At 61.9% G+C, this 17,784-nt stretch carries 15 protein-coding genes and 1 tRNA gene; 11 read left to right on the top strand and 5 right to left on the bottom strand.

The features are described from left to right. Positions 1-29 precede the first annotated feature (29 nt). Both ACP15K_RS06085 and hisF read right to left on the bottom strand, forming a co-directional pair. On the bottom strand, positions 30-347 hold the full coding sequence (locus ACP15K_RS06085) for a phosphoribosyl-ATP diphosphatase (RefSeq protein WP_193142387.1): 318 nt from the start codon (positions 345-347) through the stop codon (positions 30-32). A 3-nt stretch (positions 348-350) separates the two neighbouring features. Next, entirely contained in the window at positions 351-1,109 is a 759-nt protein-coding gene (gene hisF / locus ACP15K_RS06080) for an imidazole glycerol phosphate synthase subunit HisF (protein ID WP_193142388.1), read from the bottom strand. 139 nt (positions 1,110-1,248) lie between these two features. Between hisF and ACP15K_RS06075 the strand changes: the two genes are divergently transcribed. From ACP15K_RS06075 to ACP15K_RS06060, 4 genes are all read left to right on the top strand, one after another. Then, a tRNA-Ser gene (locus ACP15K_RS06075) sits at positions 1,249-1,338 on the top strand. A gap of 288 nt (positions 1,339-1,626) precedes the next feature. Next, on the top strand, positions 1,627-2,094 hold the full coding sequence (locus tag ACP15K_RS06070) for a DUF411 domain-containing protein (RefSeq protein WP_193142389.1): 468 nt from the start codon (positions 1,627-1,629) through the stop codon (positions 2,092-2,094). Positions 2,095-2,297: 203 nt separating this feature from the next. After that, a complete protein-coding gene (locus ACP15K_RS06065; protein ID WP_424990063.1) occupies positions 2,298-2,660 on the top strand; it encodes a hypothetical protein in 363 nt (120 codons plus the stop codon). 277 nt (positions 2,661-2,937) lie between these two features. Continuing rightward, positions 2,938-4,845, top strand: a complete 1,908-nt coding sequence (locus ACP15K_RS06060; RefSeq protein ID WP_193142391.1) for a DUF3604 domain-containing protein — start codon at positions 2,938-2,940, stop codon at positions 4,843-4,845. Between the two features lie 320 nt (positions 4,846-5,165). Here ACP15K_RS06060 and ACP15K_RS06055 read toward each other — a convergent pair whose 3' ends face one another. Continuing rightward, the gene (locus tag ACP15K_RS06055; RefSeq protein WP_193142392.1) at positions 5,166-6,050 is read right to left on the bottom strand and encodes a LysR family transcriptional regulator; all 885 of its coding nucleotides are present in this window, start codon (positions 6,048-6,050) and stop codon (positions 5,166-5,168) included. Between the two features lie 90 nt (positions 6,051-6,140). Here ACP15K_RS06055 and ACP15K_RS06050 point away from each other — a divergent pair, with 90 nt between their 5' ends. From ACP15K_RS06050 to ACP15K_RS06025, 6 genes are all read left to right on the top strand, one after another. Then, positions 6,141-7,592 carry an aldehyde dehydrogenase family protein gene (locus ACP15K_RS06050; protein WP_193142393.1) on the top strand — a complete coding sequence of 484 codons (1,452 nt, stop codon included), beginning with the start codon at positions 6,141-6,143 and terminating at the stop codon, positions 7,590-7,592. Continuing rightward, entirely contained in the window at positions 7,589-8,602 is a 1,014-nt protein-coding gene (locus ACP15K_RS06045; RefSeq protein ID WP_424990062.1) for a membrane dipeptidase, read from the top strand. The genes ACP15K_RS06050 and ACP15K_RS06045 overlap by 4 nt, the downstream gene beginning before the upstream one ends. 34 nt (positions 8,603-8,636) lie before the next feature. Beyond that, positions 8,637-10,199: a BCCT family transporter gene (locus ACP15K_RS06040; protein ID WP_424990061.1), complete on the top strand. Its 1,563-nt coding sequence runs from the start codon at positions 8,637-8,639 to the stop codon at positions 10,197-10,199. Between the two features lie 68 nt (positions 10,200-10,267). Next, positions 10,268-11,944, top strand: coding sequence for a hypothetical protein (locus tag ACP15K_RS06035; protein WP_424990060.1), 1,677 nt, complete (start codon positions 10,268-10,270; stop codon positions 11,942-11,944). After that, complete coding sequence (locus ACP15K_RS06030; protein ID WP_193142397.1) at positions 11,941-12,672, top strand: DUF3726 domain-containing protein; 732 nt, start codon at positions 11,941-11,943, stop codon at positions 12,670-12,672. Before ACP15K_RS06035 ends, ACP15K_RS06030 begins: the two co-directional genes overlap by 4 nt. A 16-nt stretch (positions 12,673-12,688) precedes the next feature. After that, positions 12,689-13,048 (top strand): RidA family protein, encoded by a 360-nt coding sequence (locus tag ACP15K_RS06025; protein WP_193142398.1) that lies wholly within the window; start codon positions 12,689-12,691, stop codon positions 13,046-13,048. A gap of 308 nt (positions 13,049-13,356) precedes the next feature. Here the strand turns inward: ACP15K_RS06025 and ACP15K_RS06020 are convergent, their stop codons facing one another. Continuing rightward, positions 13,357-15,861 (bottom strand): arylsulfatase, encoded by a 2,505-nt coding sequence (locus tag ACP15K_RS06020; protein ID WP_424990059.1) that lies wholly within the window; start codon positions 15,859-15,861, stop codon positions 13,357-13,359. Between the two features lie 185 nt (positions 15,862-16,046). On the opposite strand from ACP15K_RS06020, the gene ACP15K_RS06015 reads away from it, so the two are divergent. After that, a complete protein-coding gene (locus ACP15K_RS06015) occupies positions 16,047-17,057 on the top strand; it encodes a helix-turn-helix domain-containing protein (protein ID WP_424990058.1) in 1,011 nt (336 codons plus the stop codon). A 38-nt stretch (positions 17,058-17,095) separates the two neighbouring features. Here ACP15K_RS06015 and ACP15K_RS06010 read toward each other — a convergent pair whose 3' ends face one another. After that, positions 17,096-17,779 carry a GntR family transcriptional regulator gene (locus tag ACP15K_RS06010; protein WP_193142401.1) on the bottom strand — a complete coding sequence of 228 codons (684 nt, stop codon included), beginning with the start codon at positions 17,777-17,779 and terminating at the stop codon, positions 17,096-17,098. Between the last annotated feature and the right edge of the window lie 5 nt (positions 17,780-17,784).

The following is a 17,784-nucleotide window of genomic DNA, read 5'->3' as shown; positions in this document are numbered from 1 at the left end:
GACCGGTCAGGGCAAGATGCGTCAACCGTCTATACGGAAGGACGGGCGGCTTTTTCTGCCACACCAGAGGTCCCCATCCGGCCTTCCAGCACGTCCAGCACGTCGGCCAGCGCCACGTCGCGCGCCGTCAGCATGACCAGCAGATGATACAGCACATCGGCTGCTTCACTGGTCAGCGCCGGCTTGTCATCCTTCACCGCTTCGATGATGGCCTCGATCGCTTCCTCGCCGAATTTCTCGGCGCATTTTTCCGGTCCCTTGGCGAACAGACGTGCCGTCCAGGAGCTGTCGGGATCAGCGTCGCGGCGGGTCTGGATGGTTTCGAACAGACGGTCCAGCGTGTGCATCTCTCAAAGCCTCACAGGGATTCCGGCCTGCGCCATATGCGCCTTGGCCTCGCCAATGGTGTAGTCGCCGAAGTGAAAGATCGAGGCCGCCAGCACCGCGCTGGCCCTGCCCTCGGTCACCCCTTCGACCAGATGATCCAGCGTGCCGACCCCGCCCGAAGCGATCACCGGCACATGCACCGCATCCGAGATCGCCCGCGTCAGCGGCAGGTTGAACCCGGCCCGCGTCCCGTCCCGATCCATCGAGGTCAGCAGGATCTCGCCCGCGCCCTTTTCGACCACCGTGCGTGCAAACTCCACCGCATCGATACCCGTGGGCTTGCGGCCGCCATGGGTAAAGATCTCCCACCGCCCCGGCTCCACGGTCTTGGCATCGATGGCCACCACGATGCACTGGCTGCCGAAACGATCCGCGGCTTCGGCCACCACGTCGGGATTGGCCACGGCAGCGGAATTGAAACTGACCTTGTCGGCCCCCGCCAGCAGCAGTTTGCGCACATCCTCGTGGGTCCGCACGCCGCCGCCGATGGTCAGCGGCATGAAGCAATGCTCGGCGGTGCGGGTGGCCAGATCGTACATGGTCCCGCGGTTTTCATGGGTGGCGTTGATGTCCAGGAAACACAGCTCGTCAGCACCCGCCGCATCATAGGCCTTGGCGGCCTCGACAGGGTCGCCGGCATCGATCAGATCGACGAAATTGACGCCCTTCACCACGCGGCCGTCCTTGACGTCCAGGCAGGGGATGATGCGGGTTTTCAGCATGGGGGCATCCTGTGTTCGTGTTGCGCCGGTGATACGCAGCCGCCTGCCAAAAGAAAAGAGCCGCAGGGCCGCCGCTTTGTCGCGAAACCTGTGGTTTTGCTCTTGCCCCTGCCCCGCAATTCCCGATAGACCCGTCCGCGGAGACGTGGCCGAGTGGTCGAAGGCGCTCCCCTGCTAAGGGAGTAGGCCCGGAAGGGTCTCGAGGGTTCGAATCCCTTCGTCTCCGCCATCACCCCAAAAATTCCAGTTATTGCAATGATTTGGGTGTGACTGGCATTCTTTTGCCCCCCGTTTCACCCCCCACTCCGCAGTGCCGATACTTCGATCTCGCTCAAGCCATTGCTCTGAGCCCGGTTTGCCGCAAGTACCTTCCGCGTTCCAGATTGCGCACCAAGTGGTCATTCACTACGAAGAGACGGAAGAACAACAGCATGCCTGATGGCCAGGATGTCCCCGGAACCAGCAATATCGGGCCATGCTCCCATCTACACCAAGACACGGAAGAAGGAAGTTCGTGATGCAAATGACGCGCCGCCAGATTGTCGCCGCCATGGCAGGTTTTGCCAGCACCGCGCCGTTCGCAGCGTTTGCGCAGGACGCGCCCGCTGTGCAGGTTCTCAAAGACCCCAATTGCGGCTGCTGCCAAGTTTGGGTCGACATCCTTCGCCAGGAGGGCTTTCGTGTTACCGTGGAGCGCAGCTCTGGGACGCTGCTGATCCGCTACAAGTTGGACAACGGTATCCCGCAAGACATGATCTCGTGCCACACAGCCAGGGTCAAAGGCTACTTGATCGAGGGGCACGTGCCGGTTGCCGACATCCGCCGTCTACTGGAAGAACGACCAGATGCTGTCGGCCTCGCTGTTCCTGGCATGCCTTACGGGTCACCCGGCATGGGTCCTGAAGAGCAGCGCGAAGCATACGACGTATTCTTGATCCGACGCGACGGCAGCACCGAGGTGTTTACAAGCTACGACGCGGCATAGGGATACAATAGCCCTTGGTCAGAAAATTCCGGCCAGCTACGGTCCGTCCTGTCCCTTGAAGGTATGCGCCTGACGTCTGCGCATTTGGCCATGCTGTGGGATAGGATTGACTGGCACCGGCCGGACCGGGGCGTACTGCCTGCGCGAGCAGGCCAACCTTCTGCACTGATATTGCTAAATTTTGTGGAGGCAAGTGGGGTGCCATGGCAGTCATGCTCATGTCCGGCGGCACGCCAACTCCGTCCAACGATCCGGCCGTTCTGAAGACGGTCGTCGTCTCTTTGGAGGCTGAGACAGCCAAACTCTCAACCACGCTGCGGGCCCATGATCCGTCGGCTCATACCCTGCAGATGCGCATTGCCAAACTGCAAAAGCACGCGTCTGGGAAGAATTCCGAAAAGATCGATCGCGAGATTGAACAACTGGAACCGGCGCTTGAGGATCTGCAAGTCGCCATGACCGAGGCCGATGAAGCGGCGGGCTTGGACGACGATGCCCCAATAGACGAAGCGACTGCAGAAGAGAAACCCTCCGCGCCGCCGACCACGCATCTCAGGCGCGGCTGAATCGCCCATCAACCCGCGGAGCCATCCGATTGATCATCCGGACGTTGTGCCGGCTGACAACGATGAAACCGGCCTTATGGGTCAGAATATTGTCGCAAAATGACCGGAGCGGCTGTGTTACGTCTGGTTCCAATCGCCGTTGACGGACGCTGACCATGGTTCCGCCGACGGATGGCGGGATTCATCGGTCGGGTCGTTTTCGTGGATCCAGCAGATCGCACAGGTCGCCTGACCCGTTCAATCGTCAAGGCGGACGCTCGAATTAGGAGAAATTTAGATGCTCAGGACATCAATCACGGCTCTGGTCTGTGCAACCGCAGCGGTGCCGGTCGCCGCACAAGACGTAGGGACGCTCTCACCCAGCCCCAATACAGACTACGTGCCCTATCTCCAGCACGACTATCCCGATCAGGTTCTGTTTGGCGATACGCATCTGCACACCGCATATTCCGCTGATGCAGGTCTTACCGGTGCAACAACCACACCTGACGATGCCTATCGCTTTGCCAAGGGGCAGGTCGTCACGTCGTCGAACGGCATCCCGGCGCGCCTGCAGCGGCCGCTGGATTTTCTGGTTGTTGCCGACCACGCCGAAAATCTCGGTCTCTATCTCGCGCTCGACGAAGAGAGCCCGCTACTCGAGGGCAACGACTGGGCCGCCGGTTTGCGCGACATCTTTGCGCCCCGGACCAAGGAGGCCAAGGACGAAGCCTATGTTTATTGGGGCAGCGCATTCTCGTCCGGTCCAAGTGGCGGCGATCCACTGGCTGACAGTCCGCTTGTCCAGACCATGTGGAATCGCATTACCGAGGCCGCCGAGCAGCACAACGATCCTGGCGCATTTACCGCCCTGATCGGCTATGAATGGACGTCCGGCCCGGACGGCAACAACCTGCACCGCAACCTCATTTTCAGGGACAGCAAGGCAGAGGCCGATCAGGTTACCCCGTTCAGCGCCTATGACAGTGACGACCCCGAAGATCTCTGGGACTGGATGGAGCGGTACGAAACGCTAACCGGCGGGCAGGTGCTGGCCATTCCTCATAATGGCAATCTGTCGAATGGCTTGATGTTTGATGACGTGACGTTGACGGACAAGACCCCGATCGACGCCGATTATGCCAAGCGCCGGATGCGGTGGGAACCACTGTACGAAGTCACCCAGATCAAGGGCGACGGCGAGGCACACCCGATGCTGTCACCCGATGATGCCTTCGCAGACTACGGAACATGGGATGTCGGCAGCTTTGGTCCAGAGCTCAAGACCCCCAAGATGCTGCCACGGGAATATGCCCGCGAGGCGCTGAAGCGCGGCATGGCCTACGAAGCCAAACTTGGCGCCAACCCGTTCAAGTTCGGCATGGTCGGCTCGACGGATTCCCATACCGGCCTGTCGACCGCGCAAGAGGACAATTTCTTCGGCAAGGCTCCGATGGTCGAACCGACCGGCGAACCGCTGCGCTGGGAGGAAGAGATTACCGGCCGCCTCACGCCCGACGATCCCGCCGATGACCAGATTCACGGCATCGGCCTTGCTTCCGGCGTTGCGGCTGTCTGGGCGCGCGAAAACACCCGCGAGGCGATCTGGGACTCTCTCAACAACAAGGAAGTCTATGCCACAACCGGAACCCGCCTGCGCGTGCGCGTCTTCGCCGGAGCCATGTTCGGCGCGGATGACCTCGCACGGTCCGATTTTGCGGCCTACGGCTATGACAACGGCGTGCCGATGGGCGGCGACCTGACCGGGTTCGACGAGGGTGACACGCCGGGTATGCTGATCCGCGCGCTGCGCGATCCCGATGGGGCCAATATCGACCGGGTTCAGGTCATCAAGGGTTGGGTTGATGCCGCCGGCGAAACGCAGGAGCGGGTCTATGACGTGGCGTGCTCGGACGCCCGTGCCATCGAGAACGGTGCCTGTGACGGTGATGTAGGCAACACCGTGGACGTGGCCACCGCGACCTACACCAACGCCATTGGCGCGCCGTTCCTTGAAACCTATTGGGAGGATCCGGACTTCGATCCGGCCCTGCGCGCCTTCTACTATGTCCGCGTGCTCGAGATCCCGACACCGCGCTGGACCACCTATGACGCGGTCTTCTTCGGCACTGACATTCCCGACTTCGTGGACCCGACCCATCAGGAGCGCGCCTACACGTCGCCGATCTGGTACACGCCAGGATGACGATGCACCCGCGATGGGCGCGGTGCAGCGTGATCTGTTGCACCGCATCCCGCTTGAACTCGTCGCTGTAGATGCTTGCTCCCATGTCCGCTTCCTCGCGTCAAAGCAAGAGGGTCCAGCGTTTGTGAATCCAGGTGCGCCTCACACTGCCGCTACAGCCCAAGAAAACTGCTGGGCCAGGGGCGCTCCGAACAGGATTCAACGAAAGTCAGGAGAGCATTCCAAACAGCATGAGTTCCCGCCTGAATGCTCAGCGCCAGGATGTGTTGAACGAATATCGACCCGAGCATCCAGACGTGCCGTGACCGTCTTGTCTTGGTTCAAGGGGGTCTTGGATATTCCTTCAAAAGCGCCCAAAACACGGTGATTGGCGCGCTGGTGCGGTCCTTGTCTTGTTTGATCTTGCGCAACTCACGGCTGTTCACGCGCGTTGATGGGACAAAGAACTCGACCCCATCCGGTTGGTTCCTGACGGCATCATACGGCAGGATGCTGGCCCCAAGGCCGCGCCGGACAAATGACAGGATTGCCGTCGTGTTGCGCGCCTCGAGCGTGCTGCCAGCCAGCAGCAAAGGGATCAAAGGGTCGTCCACCAGATTGCAAAGCGGATTCGCGATCAGGGGTTCATGCGTCAGCAGGCTCCAGTCCGAGTGACCTTTGGCTGCAAGGTGCGCTTTGTGAACCGGGCCGCCTTCGGCACACACGATGCCCAAGTCATCGCAGAGAATTGGCTCACCCTCCACGGTATCGTCCGGTCGGGCAGAGACGATGCCGATATCGGCTTCATCACGCTGAACCCGGCGGCGCACAGCGGCGCTGTCGACATCACTGATTTCGATGCGGACATCCGGGTGGGTCTCCCGAAACATCTCGATCACCTTTGGCAACAGCGCAACCGTCGCCGAAGGCACCGCTGCGATGCGCACGATTCCAACCGATGAAACCGCGTGCCGACCAATCGCCTTTATACTCCTGTCAAAGACATCCGTTGCGCGACGGCTTTCTTCGAGCACAAGCTGCCCCAAAGGGGTCAGGCGGCTTTTCCGGTCCGTTTCAAACAACGGTGCGCCGACATGCTCTTCCAACTGGGTCAGAACCATCGAGATGGCAGAAGGCGTGCGCCCCAACGCCTTGGCGGCGCCGGACAGCGTGCCCTTTTCAGCCACGACACAGAAGGTCCGGAGCATCTCTAGCTTGATGTTCATTCAAAAATCCTGAAGAAAACTTCATTTCTTTTAGAATGACTGAATTCTCCTGAATGGTCTAGGTGCCTGTAAGCCAAACAGGAGACTCCCATGACCGATCGCACGCAACTCTATATCGATGGCACTTGGAGCGACGGCGCCTCGCAAATTGAAAACCGCAACCCGTCAGACACATCCGACCTGATCGGGATGTATGCGCAGGCCGACGCATCGCAGCTTGACGAGGCTCTCGCCGCAGCCCGCCGCGCGCAGCCACAGTGGTGGGCCGCCGGCATCCAGAAACGGCATGATGTGCTGATGGCGATCGGGACCGAACTGATGGCCCGTGCCGAAGAAATCGGCCGCCTGTTGTCCCGCGAAGAAGGCAAGCCGCTCGCCGAGGGCAAGGGTGAAGTGTACCGCGCCGGGCAGTTCTTCACCTATTTTGCCGGCGAAGTCCTTCGCCAGCACGGCGATCTGGCCGAGAGTGTACGCCCCGGCATCGAGATTGACGTGCGCCGCGAGCCTGTCGGCGTGGTTGCCATCATCAGCCCGTGGAACTTCCCCGTCGCCACGCCTGCGTGGAAAATCGCGCCGGCGCTGGCCTTTGGCAACGCCGTGGTCTGGAAGCCTGCCAACGTCACGCCCGCCAGCGCTGTCGCGCTGACCGAGATCATTGCACGTCAGGACATTCCCAAGGGCCTGTTCAACCTGGTCGCCGGACCGGGCCGCGATGTCGGCCAACGCTTGGTGGAAAGCGATCAGGTCGACGCAATCACCTTCACGGGATCTGTGCCTGTCGGGCGCGGCATCGCGGCGACGGCCATCCAGAACATGACCAAAGTGCAGATGGAAATGGGTTCGAAAAACCCGTTGATCGTCATGGATGACGCCGATCTCGATCTGGCGGTCACCCTGGCCGCCGGCTCTGCCTTTGGGGGCACGGGGCAGAAATGCACCGCAGCCAGCCGCCTGATCGTGCATGCCTCGGTGCATGACGCCTTCGTTGAAAAGCTGGTTCTGGCGGCCAAGGCGCTGAAGGTCGGTCACGCGCTGGAGGACGGCACCCAGATCGGTCCGGTCGTCAGTGAAGGGCAACTGTCGCAGAACCTCGAATATGTTGGGATCGGAAAATCCGAAGGCGCCGAGTTGCTGTGTGGTGGTGATCGTTTGGATATGCCGACAAACGGCTACTACATGGCCCCCACCGTGTTCGCGAACACCCGCAACGACATGCAGATCAACCGCGAGGAAATGTTCGCGCCGATCACCGCGGTACAACGGGCCGACAGCTACGAGGAAGCTCTGTCGCTGGCCAATGACACGCAATTCGGGCTGACGGCGGGCATCATGACCCGCTCGCTCGCCCGGGCCAGCCATTTCCGCGCGAACATGCGGGCGGGTTGCGTGATGGTGAACCTGCCGACGGCGGGCACGGACTATCACGTTCCCTTCGGCGGGCGCGGCGCGTCGAGCTTTGGCCCACGCGAGCAAGGCACCTATGCCGCCGAATTCTACACCACCGTCAAGACCGCCTATGTCGCCGCGGGAGAGCCGCAATGACCTTTCTGATCGACGGGCTGCAATACGCCAACTGGTCCGAAAAGATCTTTCGCCAGATGCGAGAGGGGGGCGTGGATGCTGTCCACGTCACCATCACCTATCACGAAACCTTCCGCGAAACGGTGCTGCAGATCGAGCGGTGGAACCGCTGGTTCGAGACCTATCCGGACCTGATCTTTCAGGGTCGGACAGCCGCCGACGTAGACCTGGCGCGCAAGACCGGGCGCACGGCGATCTTCTTTGGCTCGCAGAACCCGTCCTGCATCGAGGATGACATCGGACTTGTCGAGGTGATGCACACGCTCGGCCTGCGGTTCATGCAACTGACCTACAACAACCAGTCGCTGCTGGCATCGGGTTGCTACGAGGACGAGGACACCGGTCTGACCCGCATGGGCCGCGCCGTTGTCACCGAGATGAACCGCGTCGGCCTTGTGGTCGACATGAGCCATTCGGGCGAGAAGTCCACTCTGGAGGCGATCGAGCATTCGACGCGCCCGATCGCGATCACCCATGCCAACCCGGCAAGCTGGCACCCCGCTTTGCGCAACAAATCCGATGCTCTGCTACGTGCACTGGGGGAAAGCGGCGGCTTTCTGGGGCTTTCCACCTATCCGCACCACCTGAAAGACGGCAGCGGCTGCACGCTGCAATCCTGGTGCGACATGGCGGCTCTTGCGGTCGATCTGGTCGGACCGGGCAGCGTCGGGATCGGAACTGATCTTTGCCAGGACCATCCAGACAGCATTGTCGAGTGGATGCGCGTCGGCCGGTGGACCAAGACCATCGACTATGGCGAAGGCAGTGCGGATGCACCCGGCTTCCCGCCCATGCCCAGCTGGTTCCATGACAACCGCGATCTGGCTGCGATCCGCCACGGATTGCGCGCCGCAGGGCTGGATGCGGCAACGACTGACGGCGTGATGGGCAACAACTGGCACGCCTTTTTCGGCAAGAGCTTCGGCGCACTCTCTGCGCAATCAACCGACAAGACGCGCGCCGCCGAGTAAGGCGCAGCATTCACATGATCTGGGAGGACCACAGATGACACGTTCAGCGACACCACAATCAGGCGCCGTATCCGGAGGGATAGACAAAGCGCTTTTTGCCATCACCGGCGGGTTTATCGCCCTGTTCTGCGCCTATGCATTCTTTGACATCGAAGGGCTTTCTGCGCTTGTCGATGCCGGGTTCGGATTTTCGGCGCGGTATTTCGGCCTGTATTGGCAAATCCTGCTGTTGGCGACTTTCCTGATCGGCCTTGTGCTGTGTGTTCTGCCTGGCAGCAAGACCGTGATGGGCGGGCTGACCATGCCGGAATTCAACACCTTCAGCTGGGCCGCCATGATCATGTGCACCCTGCTTGCAGGCGGGGGCGTGTTCTGGGCCGCAGGGGAACCGATTGCACATTTTCTGTCGACGCCACCGGTCTTTGGTGATCTGGGCGACGATCCGCAGGCCGTCGCGAACGCGGCGCTGGCACAGAGCTTCCTGCATTGGGGATTTCTGGCATGGGCGATCCTGGGATCGCTGACCACCGTCATGCTGATGCATTATCACTATGACAAGGGTCTGCCGCTGGCACCGCGCACCCTGCTCTATCCGGTGTTCGGAGACCGCGCGCTGCACGGGCCGATCGGCCTGATCGCCGACGCATCCTGTGTCATCGCGGTGGTCGCGGGCACCGTGGGGCCGATTGGCTTTCTGGGTCTGCAGATGTCCTATGGCCTGAACGCATTGACGGGAATTCCCGACAATTTCACCACGCAGGCCGTCGCGGTCCTGGCGCTTGTGGGGGTCTATACGGTGTCCGCGATCACCGGTCTGGCCAAAGGCATCAAGGTGCTGTCCCAGATCAACGTGATCCTTGCGGTTGCCTTGCTGGTGTTCATGTTGATCGCTGGTCCCACAACCGACATATTCTCCGGCTTCTTTGGCGGTATGCAGGTCTATCTTGCCCATTTCATCGATCTGACACTCTACCGTGGCGACGCGGGCGTTTTCGGTGATCCCGGCTGGCTGGGCTGGTGGACCGTGTTCTTCTGGGGTTGGTTCATGGGCTACGGACCGCTGATGGCGATCTTCATTGCGCGCGTCAGCCGAGGGCGCTCGATCCGCCAAATCATCATCATGTTGTCGATCGTCGCACCGATCATCACCAACTTCTGGTTCACGATCATCGGTGGATCCGGCATCTTCTTCGAAATCGCCGAGCCCGGTATCATTTCGGGGCCGTTCGAGGGCTTCAACCTGCCCGCCGGCCTGCTGGCGATCACCCAGGCGATGCCGCTGGGCTTCATCCTGTCGGTTCTGTTCCTGGCGTTGACGATGTGCTTCGTGGCCACGACCAGCGACTCGATGAGCTATGTGATCTCGACCACCATGTGCGACGGGGAACCCTCGACCGGACTGCGGGCGTTCTGGGGGATTGCCATGGGGGTGATGGCGTTGATCCTGATCTCGACCGGCGCCGGTGGCATCGGAAAGCTTCAGAGCTTCATCGTGATCACGGCGGTGCCCGTGTCCCTGATCCTGCTGCCCTCGCTTTGGGATGCCTTGCGGATCACCTGGATGCTCGGACGCTCGCCGAAACCGGTGCAGACCTGACATCTCGGTGTGGCGCGGCGCGCCTGCGCCACACCTGCTTCACCCCAGAAACACCAGGAGGAAATGCGATGTCCCTACAAGATCAGAATTCGTCTTCGGAAACCGCCGCATTCCGGCGTCCGGCATCAGAAGTCATGCGACTTGCGCGGATGGGCAGCAGCCATCCGACCCGTTTGTCCTTCCTCCGTGTGCTTCTGCGGCGGTTGACCGACGAGGATTGGGTTATCGACCGTCCGGTCTGGGAAGTTGATGCGAAGGGGGTCGGTCATGCGGTGTACCGGGTCAAGGGTGCCGAACGGACCTACAGCCTTGTCGCATTTTCCCATGACCTGCCTGCCGAGATGCGCTCGGACCGGGTGATCGCGACCGCCTGGGATGCGACTTTCACACTGTTCGACGGTGATCCGTCGCCCGAGGATATTGTCCGGCTTGGCGACAATGTCCCCTTGCAGGAAGCCGGCCGGATCAGCCCCACGGAACTCACCCTGGCCCGCGCGAACCGCTCGGTTCGGCTGTTCGACCATGTGGTCGGCGCGCTCTCGCAAGGCCAACAGCCGGACCCCGAGGAAATCGCCGCTGTCGGCTATCTAATGCGGACGACGGCTGTCTACGGTTCCGGAAAATTCGGCGCGGCGGACCGTGACGACATTGCCGCGCGCCCCGAACTTGCGGCCCCGTTTCAGGTCGAGATGCTGACAGTGTGGCTGATCCGTGCCTTTACGGTCGATATTGCTGAACACATGGCGGCCGTCAAAGGCGGGGATCGCGCGGTCGGGCTGAGCCCCGAGATCCGCCGGATGCTTGGTGTCGGCAACTCCACCGGGCTGGGCATGGCACCGTTCATCGTCCGGCATCCGGTGCTCCTGAACAACTGGATCATGGCCCGCGAAGAGGCACTGGCGCGGGTGCGCGCTCAGCCCGGCGCGGCAGACGACGCCGTGGCCGGGATGGGCAAAGCCCTGGATGCGGCGATCCGGAATGCCGACATCTGGCGGTCGGTGCATCCTGTTCAAGTCGAAAAACTGCACGACCTGCGCCGTGATCTTGCCATGGTATCGGACAAACTGTCTGACTGGGATACACAGCAACCCCGTCCCTGGGATGCGCTGTGGACATGGGGCTCCGAGACCCTGAGTCACGAAGGGCAAGAGGCGCTGTTGGCTCTGATGCTGGAGCCGCATGGAGACCTGGTGGACGATCTTGCCGATCATATGGGGGCCGACGAAGCGGCAACCTTCCGGTTGAACGGGTCAATGCCGATCAAGGATTTGCGGGCCATCCTGGAATCCGAATACGCCTGGGCGCTGTCGATCGATTTCACCTCGCCCGAGAACATCGCTCGGTTCTGGTACGTGTCCGAGGAAAAGCTGGAACCTCGCCTGGGCGAGCGCGCCTCGGAAGAAGGGGCGACCCTGGAACAACCGCTGTGCATCGCCCGACTGATCGCCGAGTTGTATGCGGCATTGCAGGGGTTTGACGACGCGACCCCGGTCGCATCCCTTCTTTTGGCCCACCCTGAGCATCGCTACACCGTGCGCCGTGCCCAGATCGCGCAGCACCACCCCTTTGCGGAAGTCCATGACAACCTGATAGCGGCCGACATGCTGCCCATCGACCTTTTGCGCTGCAAGTTGGCATTCTTCGGGGCAAACCAGTTCGATCCGCGGTCGGATCGCTGGGTTCGCATCAACCTGTTTCAGGGCGCGCCCTATCCCGACGACGTCCAAGCGGAGAAGTCCACATGAACACGCAACCTCACGACCAGACGCGCGGCGATTCCACGCCTTTTTTCCAGGACAACCAAGCAGCACCCTTGTCGCGCAATGAAGTTGCATCGCTTTGCATGAAGGCGGCCCGCGGCGCGGGGATGAGCTGGGGCATGGCCGAAGAGGCCGGGTTCGCTGCCGCCTGGCTGGCCATGCACGGGATCGACGGCCCCGGCTATCTTTGCACCCATCTCAAGCAGGCCCAGGGGCGCGAATGGGCAGAGCTGTGCCCGAGTGTTGCGCGGGGCGACTGGCGCGCCGCAGGCGGTCGCGCGCTGTGTCCGATCGTTCTGGGTGCAACGCTGTGCGACTACGCCGCCTTGTCGGACGGTCCCGTGGCGGACTGTTCGATCACCCTAGGCAAGGTGGATTGTCCGATCCTCATGTTGCCCTTCCTTGCCAACATCGCCCAGAAGAACGGTGTTTCGATCACCGTGTCCTGGGCCGGCGGCTCGGTCGTTGTTGGGCAGGGGTCAGATTGGCCGGAAACAGCATCAGGCGCGCTTGCCGCGTTGCCGTCCGAGGCTGAGCTTTCGCTGACCGCACAGCAGGGTGTGGCGACAGACCCGCCCGCAGGCCAATCGCCCAAAGCCAACACCGGCGCTGACACCATTTCCATGCTCAACACCTTTGCCATGCGCACGACGGTTCCGGCGTCGGAACAGTCGCGCGCAGGCGCTGGATCTACTCTTGACGACAACGATTGACTCGAAAGGAAACCAGATGTCACTCAAACGCCTCACCCCAGGTCCCCGCATGAGCCAAGCGGTCTGTATCGGAAATGTTGCCTTCCTTGCCGGGCAGGTTCCGGATGATCTGGCCGCGGATATCACGGAGCAGACCCGCCAGGTCCTGGGCAAGTTGGACAAGGTTGTCGAAGAACTTGGCGCAACCAAGGCCGATATCGCCTCTGTCCAGGTATGGTTGTCCGACATGGCGGATTTCCAGGGCATGAACGCCGTCTGGGATGAATGGGTCAGCCGTGACGCCCCGCCTGCCCGCGCGACCGGCGGTGTTGCACTGGCCCGTCCGGGCATGCGGGTCGAAATGATCGCCGTTGTGGCGCTGCCCGACGAAAGTTGAGCTGCCAACAGGCAAAGTGGCACCCGTGTGCCACTTTGCTGGCGGCCTTGATGCCGGTGCTGTGGATCAGAACGTTCAGCGGGCCAAGGCACTCTCTCGTTCAGCTTTCCTTGCCAGCCGCAAGAGGCTTTCCACAAACCCGGTTGCCTACCGCACATGCTGGGATCACGCGGTGTCTCCCTCAAGGCGATTTGGGCAGTGATGCCACCTCGGGAGCTTTTGGCCAAAGGCCGCGCTTGGCGCGAACTCGATGACCCAAACCCCGAAGGGAGACGTCGGCCGGGTCACACCCCGGCCGACGTTGCGGATCAATCGCTGGCTTTTTGCAGCGCTTCTTCCAGCGTCTTCTTGTCGGCTTCGCTCAACTGTGGCTGATCCATCTTGACGGTCAGCTTGTCCAGCTTTGCGGTCAGGGCGAAGGGCGGCGTGTAGTCGGCATCATTGACCCCGGTCAGCGTGTCGGATCCGATGTCAAAGCTCTCATCCCACTGCAGGATGATCGGCAAGGTGTTCTTCATCGCCTTGCTGTCGACCACTGTGCCGTCGACCTTGAGGGTGCCCGTGCCGCCTTTGCCGATGCCGCTGGAATTGTTGTAGGCCAGCGTCCCGGTGCCCAGCCCGTCATATTTGAAGTCGAATTCGACGGTATGCTTGCCCGGCGCAAGGGCGTCCTTGCCTTCCCATTTGATGCGCTCAAGATCGACCATGTTCCACAGGAACACCGGCTTGCCATCCTTCAGGTAGAAACCATAGCCACCAAAACGCCCGCCCGAGGTCAGGATCATGCCCTCGGCGCCGCCTTCCGGCACGTCGATCTCGGCGGTGATCGTGTAGGAGGTGTTCAGCAGCAGCGGCGAGTCGCCCTGCGGCAGACCCACCATCGGCTTGATGTAGACGAATTCGTCACGGCCGGCAGTGATATTCGGACGCGGCGCAACAAGACGCGATTGAACCGAGGCATCCAGCGGGAACACCTGGTACTTGTTCGCCTCATCGATGAACAGCGCTTTCAGTTCCTTCACCTTTTCGGGGTGATCCTTGGCGATGTCGGTTGTCTGGTTCATGTCGCTGGTCAGGTCATAAAGCTCCAGCACCTGATTGTTCAGCGGATCGGGGTTTGCGGCGCCGCTGATTTCCCAAGGCGCGCGGTTCACCTTGGTGCTGAGCAGCCAGCCTTCGTGATACAGCGCCCATTGACCGAACATCTCGAAATACTGGGTCGTGTGCTGGCTGGGGGAGTCGGCATTGGCAGCGTCGAAGGTATAGGCAAAGCTGGTGCCTTCGATGGGTTTCTGGGCGATCCCGTCCACCTCCTCGGGCGCGGCAATGCCGGTGACCTCAAGGATGGTCGGCACCACGTCGATCACATGCATGAACTGGTCGCGGCGTCCGCCTTTTTCCTCGATGCCATTGGGCCAGGACACCACCATGTTCTGGCGGATGCCGCCCAGTCGCGAGGCGTTCTGCTTGAACCAGTCGAAGGGCGTGTCAAAGGCCCAGGCCCAGCCTGCCGCCATGTGGTTGTAGGTCGCTTCGGTGCCCCAGACATCGTACCATTTCATCTGGGTTTCGGCGGGGATTTCGTTCAGCCCGTTGAAGAAGGCCACCTCGTTGAAGGTACCCAGCGGGCCGCCTTCGGCCGACGTGCCGTTGTCGCCGTTGATATAGATGATCAGCGTGTTGTCGCGTTCGCCAATGTCTTCGACCGCCTGAATGACACGGCCGATTTCGTGGTCGCTATAGGCGGTATAGGCGGCGAAAACCTCGACCTGGCGGATGAACAGCTTCTTCTCGGTATCGGTCAGCGCGTCCCAGGGCTTCAGCTTGCCGGCGGGCCATTCGGTCAGGGTGGCATCCTGCGGCACCAGTCCCATTTTCTTCTGGTTCTCGAAGATGGTCTCGCGCAACGCTTGGTAGCCATCGTCGAACAGGTGCATCGCCTCGATCTTCTCGACCCATTCCTTGGTCGGGTGGTGCGGGGCATGGGTGGCGCCGGGCGCGTATTTCACGAAGAAGGGCTTCGACGGGTCGATCTGATGCAGGTTCGTGATGTGCTCGATGGCGTCATCGGCCATCGCGGTGACCAGGTTCCATTCTCCCTCGGCCTGGTTGAACGGATAGATCTGGGTGGTGTTGCGGAACAGGTTGGGCTGCCACTGGTTGGCGTCGCCGCCGACGAACCCGTAGAAATACTCAAACCCCATGCCCGTGGGCCACTGGTCGAAGGGCCCGGCCTGGCTGGCCTGGAAGGCGGGGGTGTTGTGATCCTTACCGAACCACGACGTTGCATAACCGTTGTCGAGCAGGATCCGCCCGATGGTCGCCTTGTCCTTGGAAATGATGCTGTTGTAGCCGGGGTACCCGGTGGATTGCTCGGAGATTACCCCGAAGCCTGCCGAATGGTGATTGCGCCCGGTGATCAGCGCGGCACGGGTCGGCGAACACAGTGCGGTGGAGTGGATGGCCGTATAGCTCAACCCTTCGGCGGCCAGCTTGTCCATGGTGTCGGTCGGGATCACCCCGCCGAAAGTGCTGGGCACCGAAAAGCCCGAGTCATCGGTGATGATGAGCAGGATGTTGGGCGCATCCTTGGGCGGCACGATGCGCGGTGCCCACCATGGTTCGGACTTCAGGGCTTCGTGTTCGATCTTGCCGCCGAATTCCATGGGCGGGGCGGGCAGTTGCGTGCCGCTGAGAGTGCGGGTCGCATCGGGGGATCCGACCGGGGCCTGCGCGACCGCCGGTGTCGCCGCTGCGGTCGCCAGGAACAAGCCGGAACAGACCAGGGATACTAAGGTTCTTCTTCGCGCCATGGATTTGGCCTCCTGTGCACAAGGCACCGCCGGGTTCAGCCCGCCGGGCATTGCGATGAAACTGCGGTGAAACAGAAATGATACTTGGCGCAGGCTATGCCTGTGCCTCTTGATCCCGAAGGCCAACTTGTGCACGATTTGACTTTTCTGGCCATTGCGTGGGCCATTGGAAGGGGACCGCCCCAATGTCCATCTGCATTCCCCTGATCCGTGGTGCAACGGTGACCCCGATCCGCCGCTGGCTGCGGTCCCAAGGCAAGGATCCCGCCCCGTTCATGGCCCAGGCCGGACTGGAGTGGCTGCCCGAGTCCGATCCGTTGCTGCCGATGCCGTTGCGGGGTGCCATCCGGTTGCTGGTTGCCGTCGCGCAGGCCGAAGGGCCGGACGTCGCTTGGCGCATCGTCGGGGCTGGCAGTGTGGCCGAGATCGGGCTGATCGGCCATGCCGCCCTGCGCGGGCCGACCGTACGCGAGGGGCTGCTGCGTGTGGTCGGGATGATGCCGCTGCATGTGACGCACGAGCTGTTTTCTGTCGAAAGCGTCGGGGACGCGCTGCATGTACGCGATGGCTGGACCCTGAACATCGGCTCGGACGAGGTGCTGCATCTGGTCCAGCAATACGTCGCGGCCTTCGTGGACGTGGTCTGCCGAAGCGGCACTTCGGATATTTCCAGCATCGCACGTGTCTCGATGATCCCGCATCCGCGGGCCGGGCTGTCGCATCTGCGCCCATGGCTGGGCGAGTCCCTGCAGGCTTCGGACAACCGGGCACTGGATATCTGGGTCGATCGGGACGTCGCGAGCCGGCCGATCCCGGCGCCTGTCATCAAGGCGGCCATGGAAAGCCCGACCGCGGATCACCCCCTTGTGCCACACGGCTGCGGTCTGGCGGGATCCGCGTCGGTGCTGATGGGCGCCATGTTGCCCCATACCAAGCCCACGGTGGACAAGATCGCCGCCGCTGCGGACTTGAGCCCGCGCACCCTGCGTCGCCGCTTGCGCGACGAAGGGGTAAGCTTTTCAGACGTGTTGGAAAACACCCGCGCCCGCATCGCCCTGGAGCGCCTGCAAAGCGGCGAAGTGCAGACCCTCAAGGAGCTTTCAGACGACCTTGGCTATGCCAATCAGGCGACCCTGACCCGTGCCATGCGGCGCTGGACCGGGCAACTCCCCAGCGCGCTTCTTCGCCATCGATAAGACTGCTGGCGTTCGGCGCCGGGTAGTCCCCGCCAGTGCTATTTGTCCGGGCCTTCGTCAGCCTCGTCCTCTATCGCTTTGATGTGCGCGGCGAATTTGTTCATCATGTGCTGCTTCATCACCTGGCCGAGGCTTTCGCCGTCACGCCGGCGCAGGGCCTCCATCATGCGGCCGTGTTCTTCGATGGCCTGCGCCCAGCGGTCGTCGGACAGATTGGCCATGAAGCGGGCGCGGCGCACCCTTGCTGCCAAAAGCTTGTGATGCGCTTTCAGGATGTCGTTGTTCGCGGCATGGATCAGGGCCTGGTGAATATCCTGGTTGGCCTGGAAATACGATTGCCGATCTCTTGCGTCGAAGGCTTTGGCCATCGCGTCGTGGCGCGCTTCGATCCATGCCATGCCCGCGGCATCGATATGGTCGCAGGCCAGTTCCCCGGCCAGTTGTTCCAGCCGCGCGATGACCGGAAAAGTGTTTTCCAACTCCTGCCGCGTCACTGTTGCGACGCGGGCGCCGCGATTGGCTTGCAGCACGACAAAGCCCTCCGAGGCGAGCACCTTGAGCGCTTCCCGCAGCGGTGTGCGCGATACGCCGAAAGACTCGCACAGCGCTTTCTCGGGCACCTTCTCGCCGGGCTTCAACGCGTCTTCGACCACGAGGTTGCGCAACCTGTCGACAAGTTCCTCGTGCAGGCTGGGCCGTTTGATGGTCTCGGTCAGGGGCATGGGTT

It is taken from the genome of Fluviibacterium sp. S390, assembly GCF_049800695.1.
Classification (GTDB): Bacteria; Pseudomonadota; Alphaproteobacteria; order Rhodobacterales; family Rhodobacteraceae; genus Meridianimarinicoccus.
The sequence above is the reverse complement of the archived record's forward strand: the minus strand, read 5'-3'. Positions and strand labels throughout refer to the sequence as shown.

What these genes read in the sequence shown, in the direction of transcription:
- ACP15K_RS06050 (WP_193142393.1), top strand. Translation starts at nt 6,141, where the DNA reads ATGACCGATCGCACGCAACTCTATATCGATGGCACTTGGAGCGACGGC.
- ACP15K_RS06035 (WP_424990060.1), top strand. Translation starts at nt 10,268, where the DNA reads ATGTCCCTACAAGATCAGAATTCGTCTTCGGAAACCGCCGCATTCCGG.
- hisF (WP_193142388.1), bottom strand. Translation starts at nt 1,109, where the DNA reads ATGCTGAAAACCCGCATCATCCCCTGCCTGGACGTCAAGGACGGCCGC.
- ACP15K_RS06020 (WP_424990059.1), bottom strand. Translation starts at nt 15,861, where the DNA reads ATGGCGCGAAGAAGAACCTTAGTATCCCTGGTCTGTTCCGGCTTGTTC.
- ACP15K_RS06010 (WP_193142401.1), bottom strand. Translation starts at nt 17,779, where the DNA reads ATGCCCCTGACCGAGACCATCAAACGGCCCAGCCTGCACGAGGAACTT.
- ACP15K_RS06030 (WP_193142397.1), top strand. Translation starts at nt 11,941, where the DNA reads ATGAACACGCAACCTCACGACCAGACGCGCGGCGATTCCACGCCTTTT.
- ACP15K_RS06015 (WP_424990058.1), top strand. Translation starts at nt 16,047, where the DNA reads ATGTCCATCTGCATTCCCCTGATCCGTGGTGCAACGGTGACCCCGATC.
- ACP15K_RS06060 (WP_193142391.1), top strand. Translation starts at nt 2,938, where the DNA reads ATGCTCAGGACATCAATCACGGCTCTGGTCTGTGCAACCGCAGCGGTG.
- ACP15K_RS06055 (WP_193142392.1), bottom strand. Translation starts at nt 6,050, where the DNA reads ATGAACATCAAGCTAGAGATGCTCCGGACCTTCTGTGTCGTGGCTGAA.
- ACP15K_RS06085 (WP_193142387.1), bottom strand. Translation starts at nt 347, where the DNA reads ATGCACACGCTGGACCGTCTGTTCGAAACCATCCAGACCCGCCGCGAC.
- ACP15K_RS06025 (WP_193142398.1), top strand. Translation starts at nt 12,689, where the DNA reads ATGTCACTCAAACGCCTCACCCCAGGTCCCCGCATGAGCCAAGCGGTC.
- ACP15K_RS06040 (WP_424990061.1), top strand. Translation starts at nt 8,637, where the DNA reads ATGACACGTTCAGCGACACCACAATCAGGCGCCGTATCCGGAGGGATA.
- ACP15K_RS06065 (WP_424990063.1), top strand. Translation starts at nt 2,298, where the DNA reads ATGGCAGTCATGCTCATGTCCGGCGGCACGCCAACTCCGTCCAACGAT.
- ACP15K_RS06070 (WP_193142389.1), top strand. Translation starts at nt 1,627, where the DNA reads ATGCAAATGACGCGCCGCCAGATTGTCGCCGCCATGGCAGGTTTTGCC.
- ACP15K_RS06045 (WP_424990062.1), top strand. Translation starts at nt 7,589, where the DNA reads ATGACCTTTCTGATCGACGGGCTGCAATACGCCAACTGGTCCGAAAAG.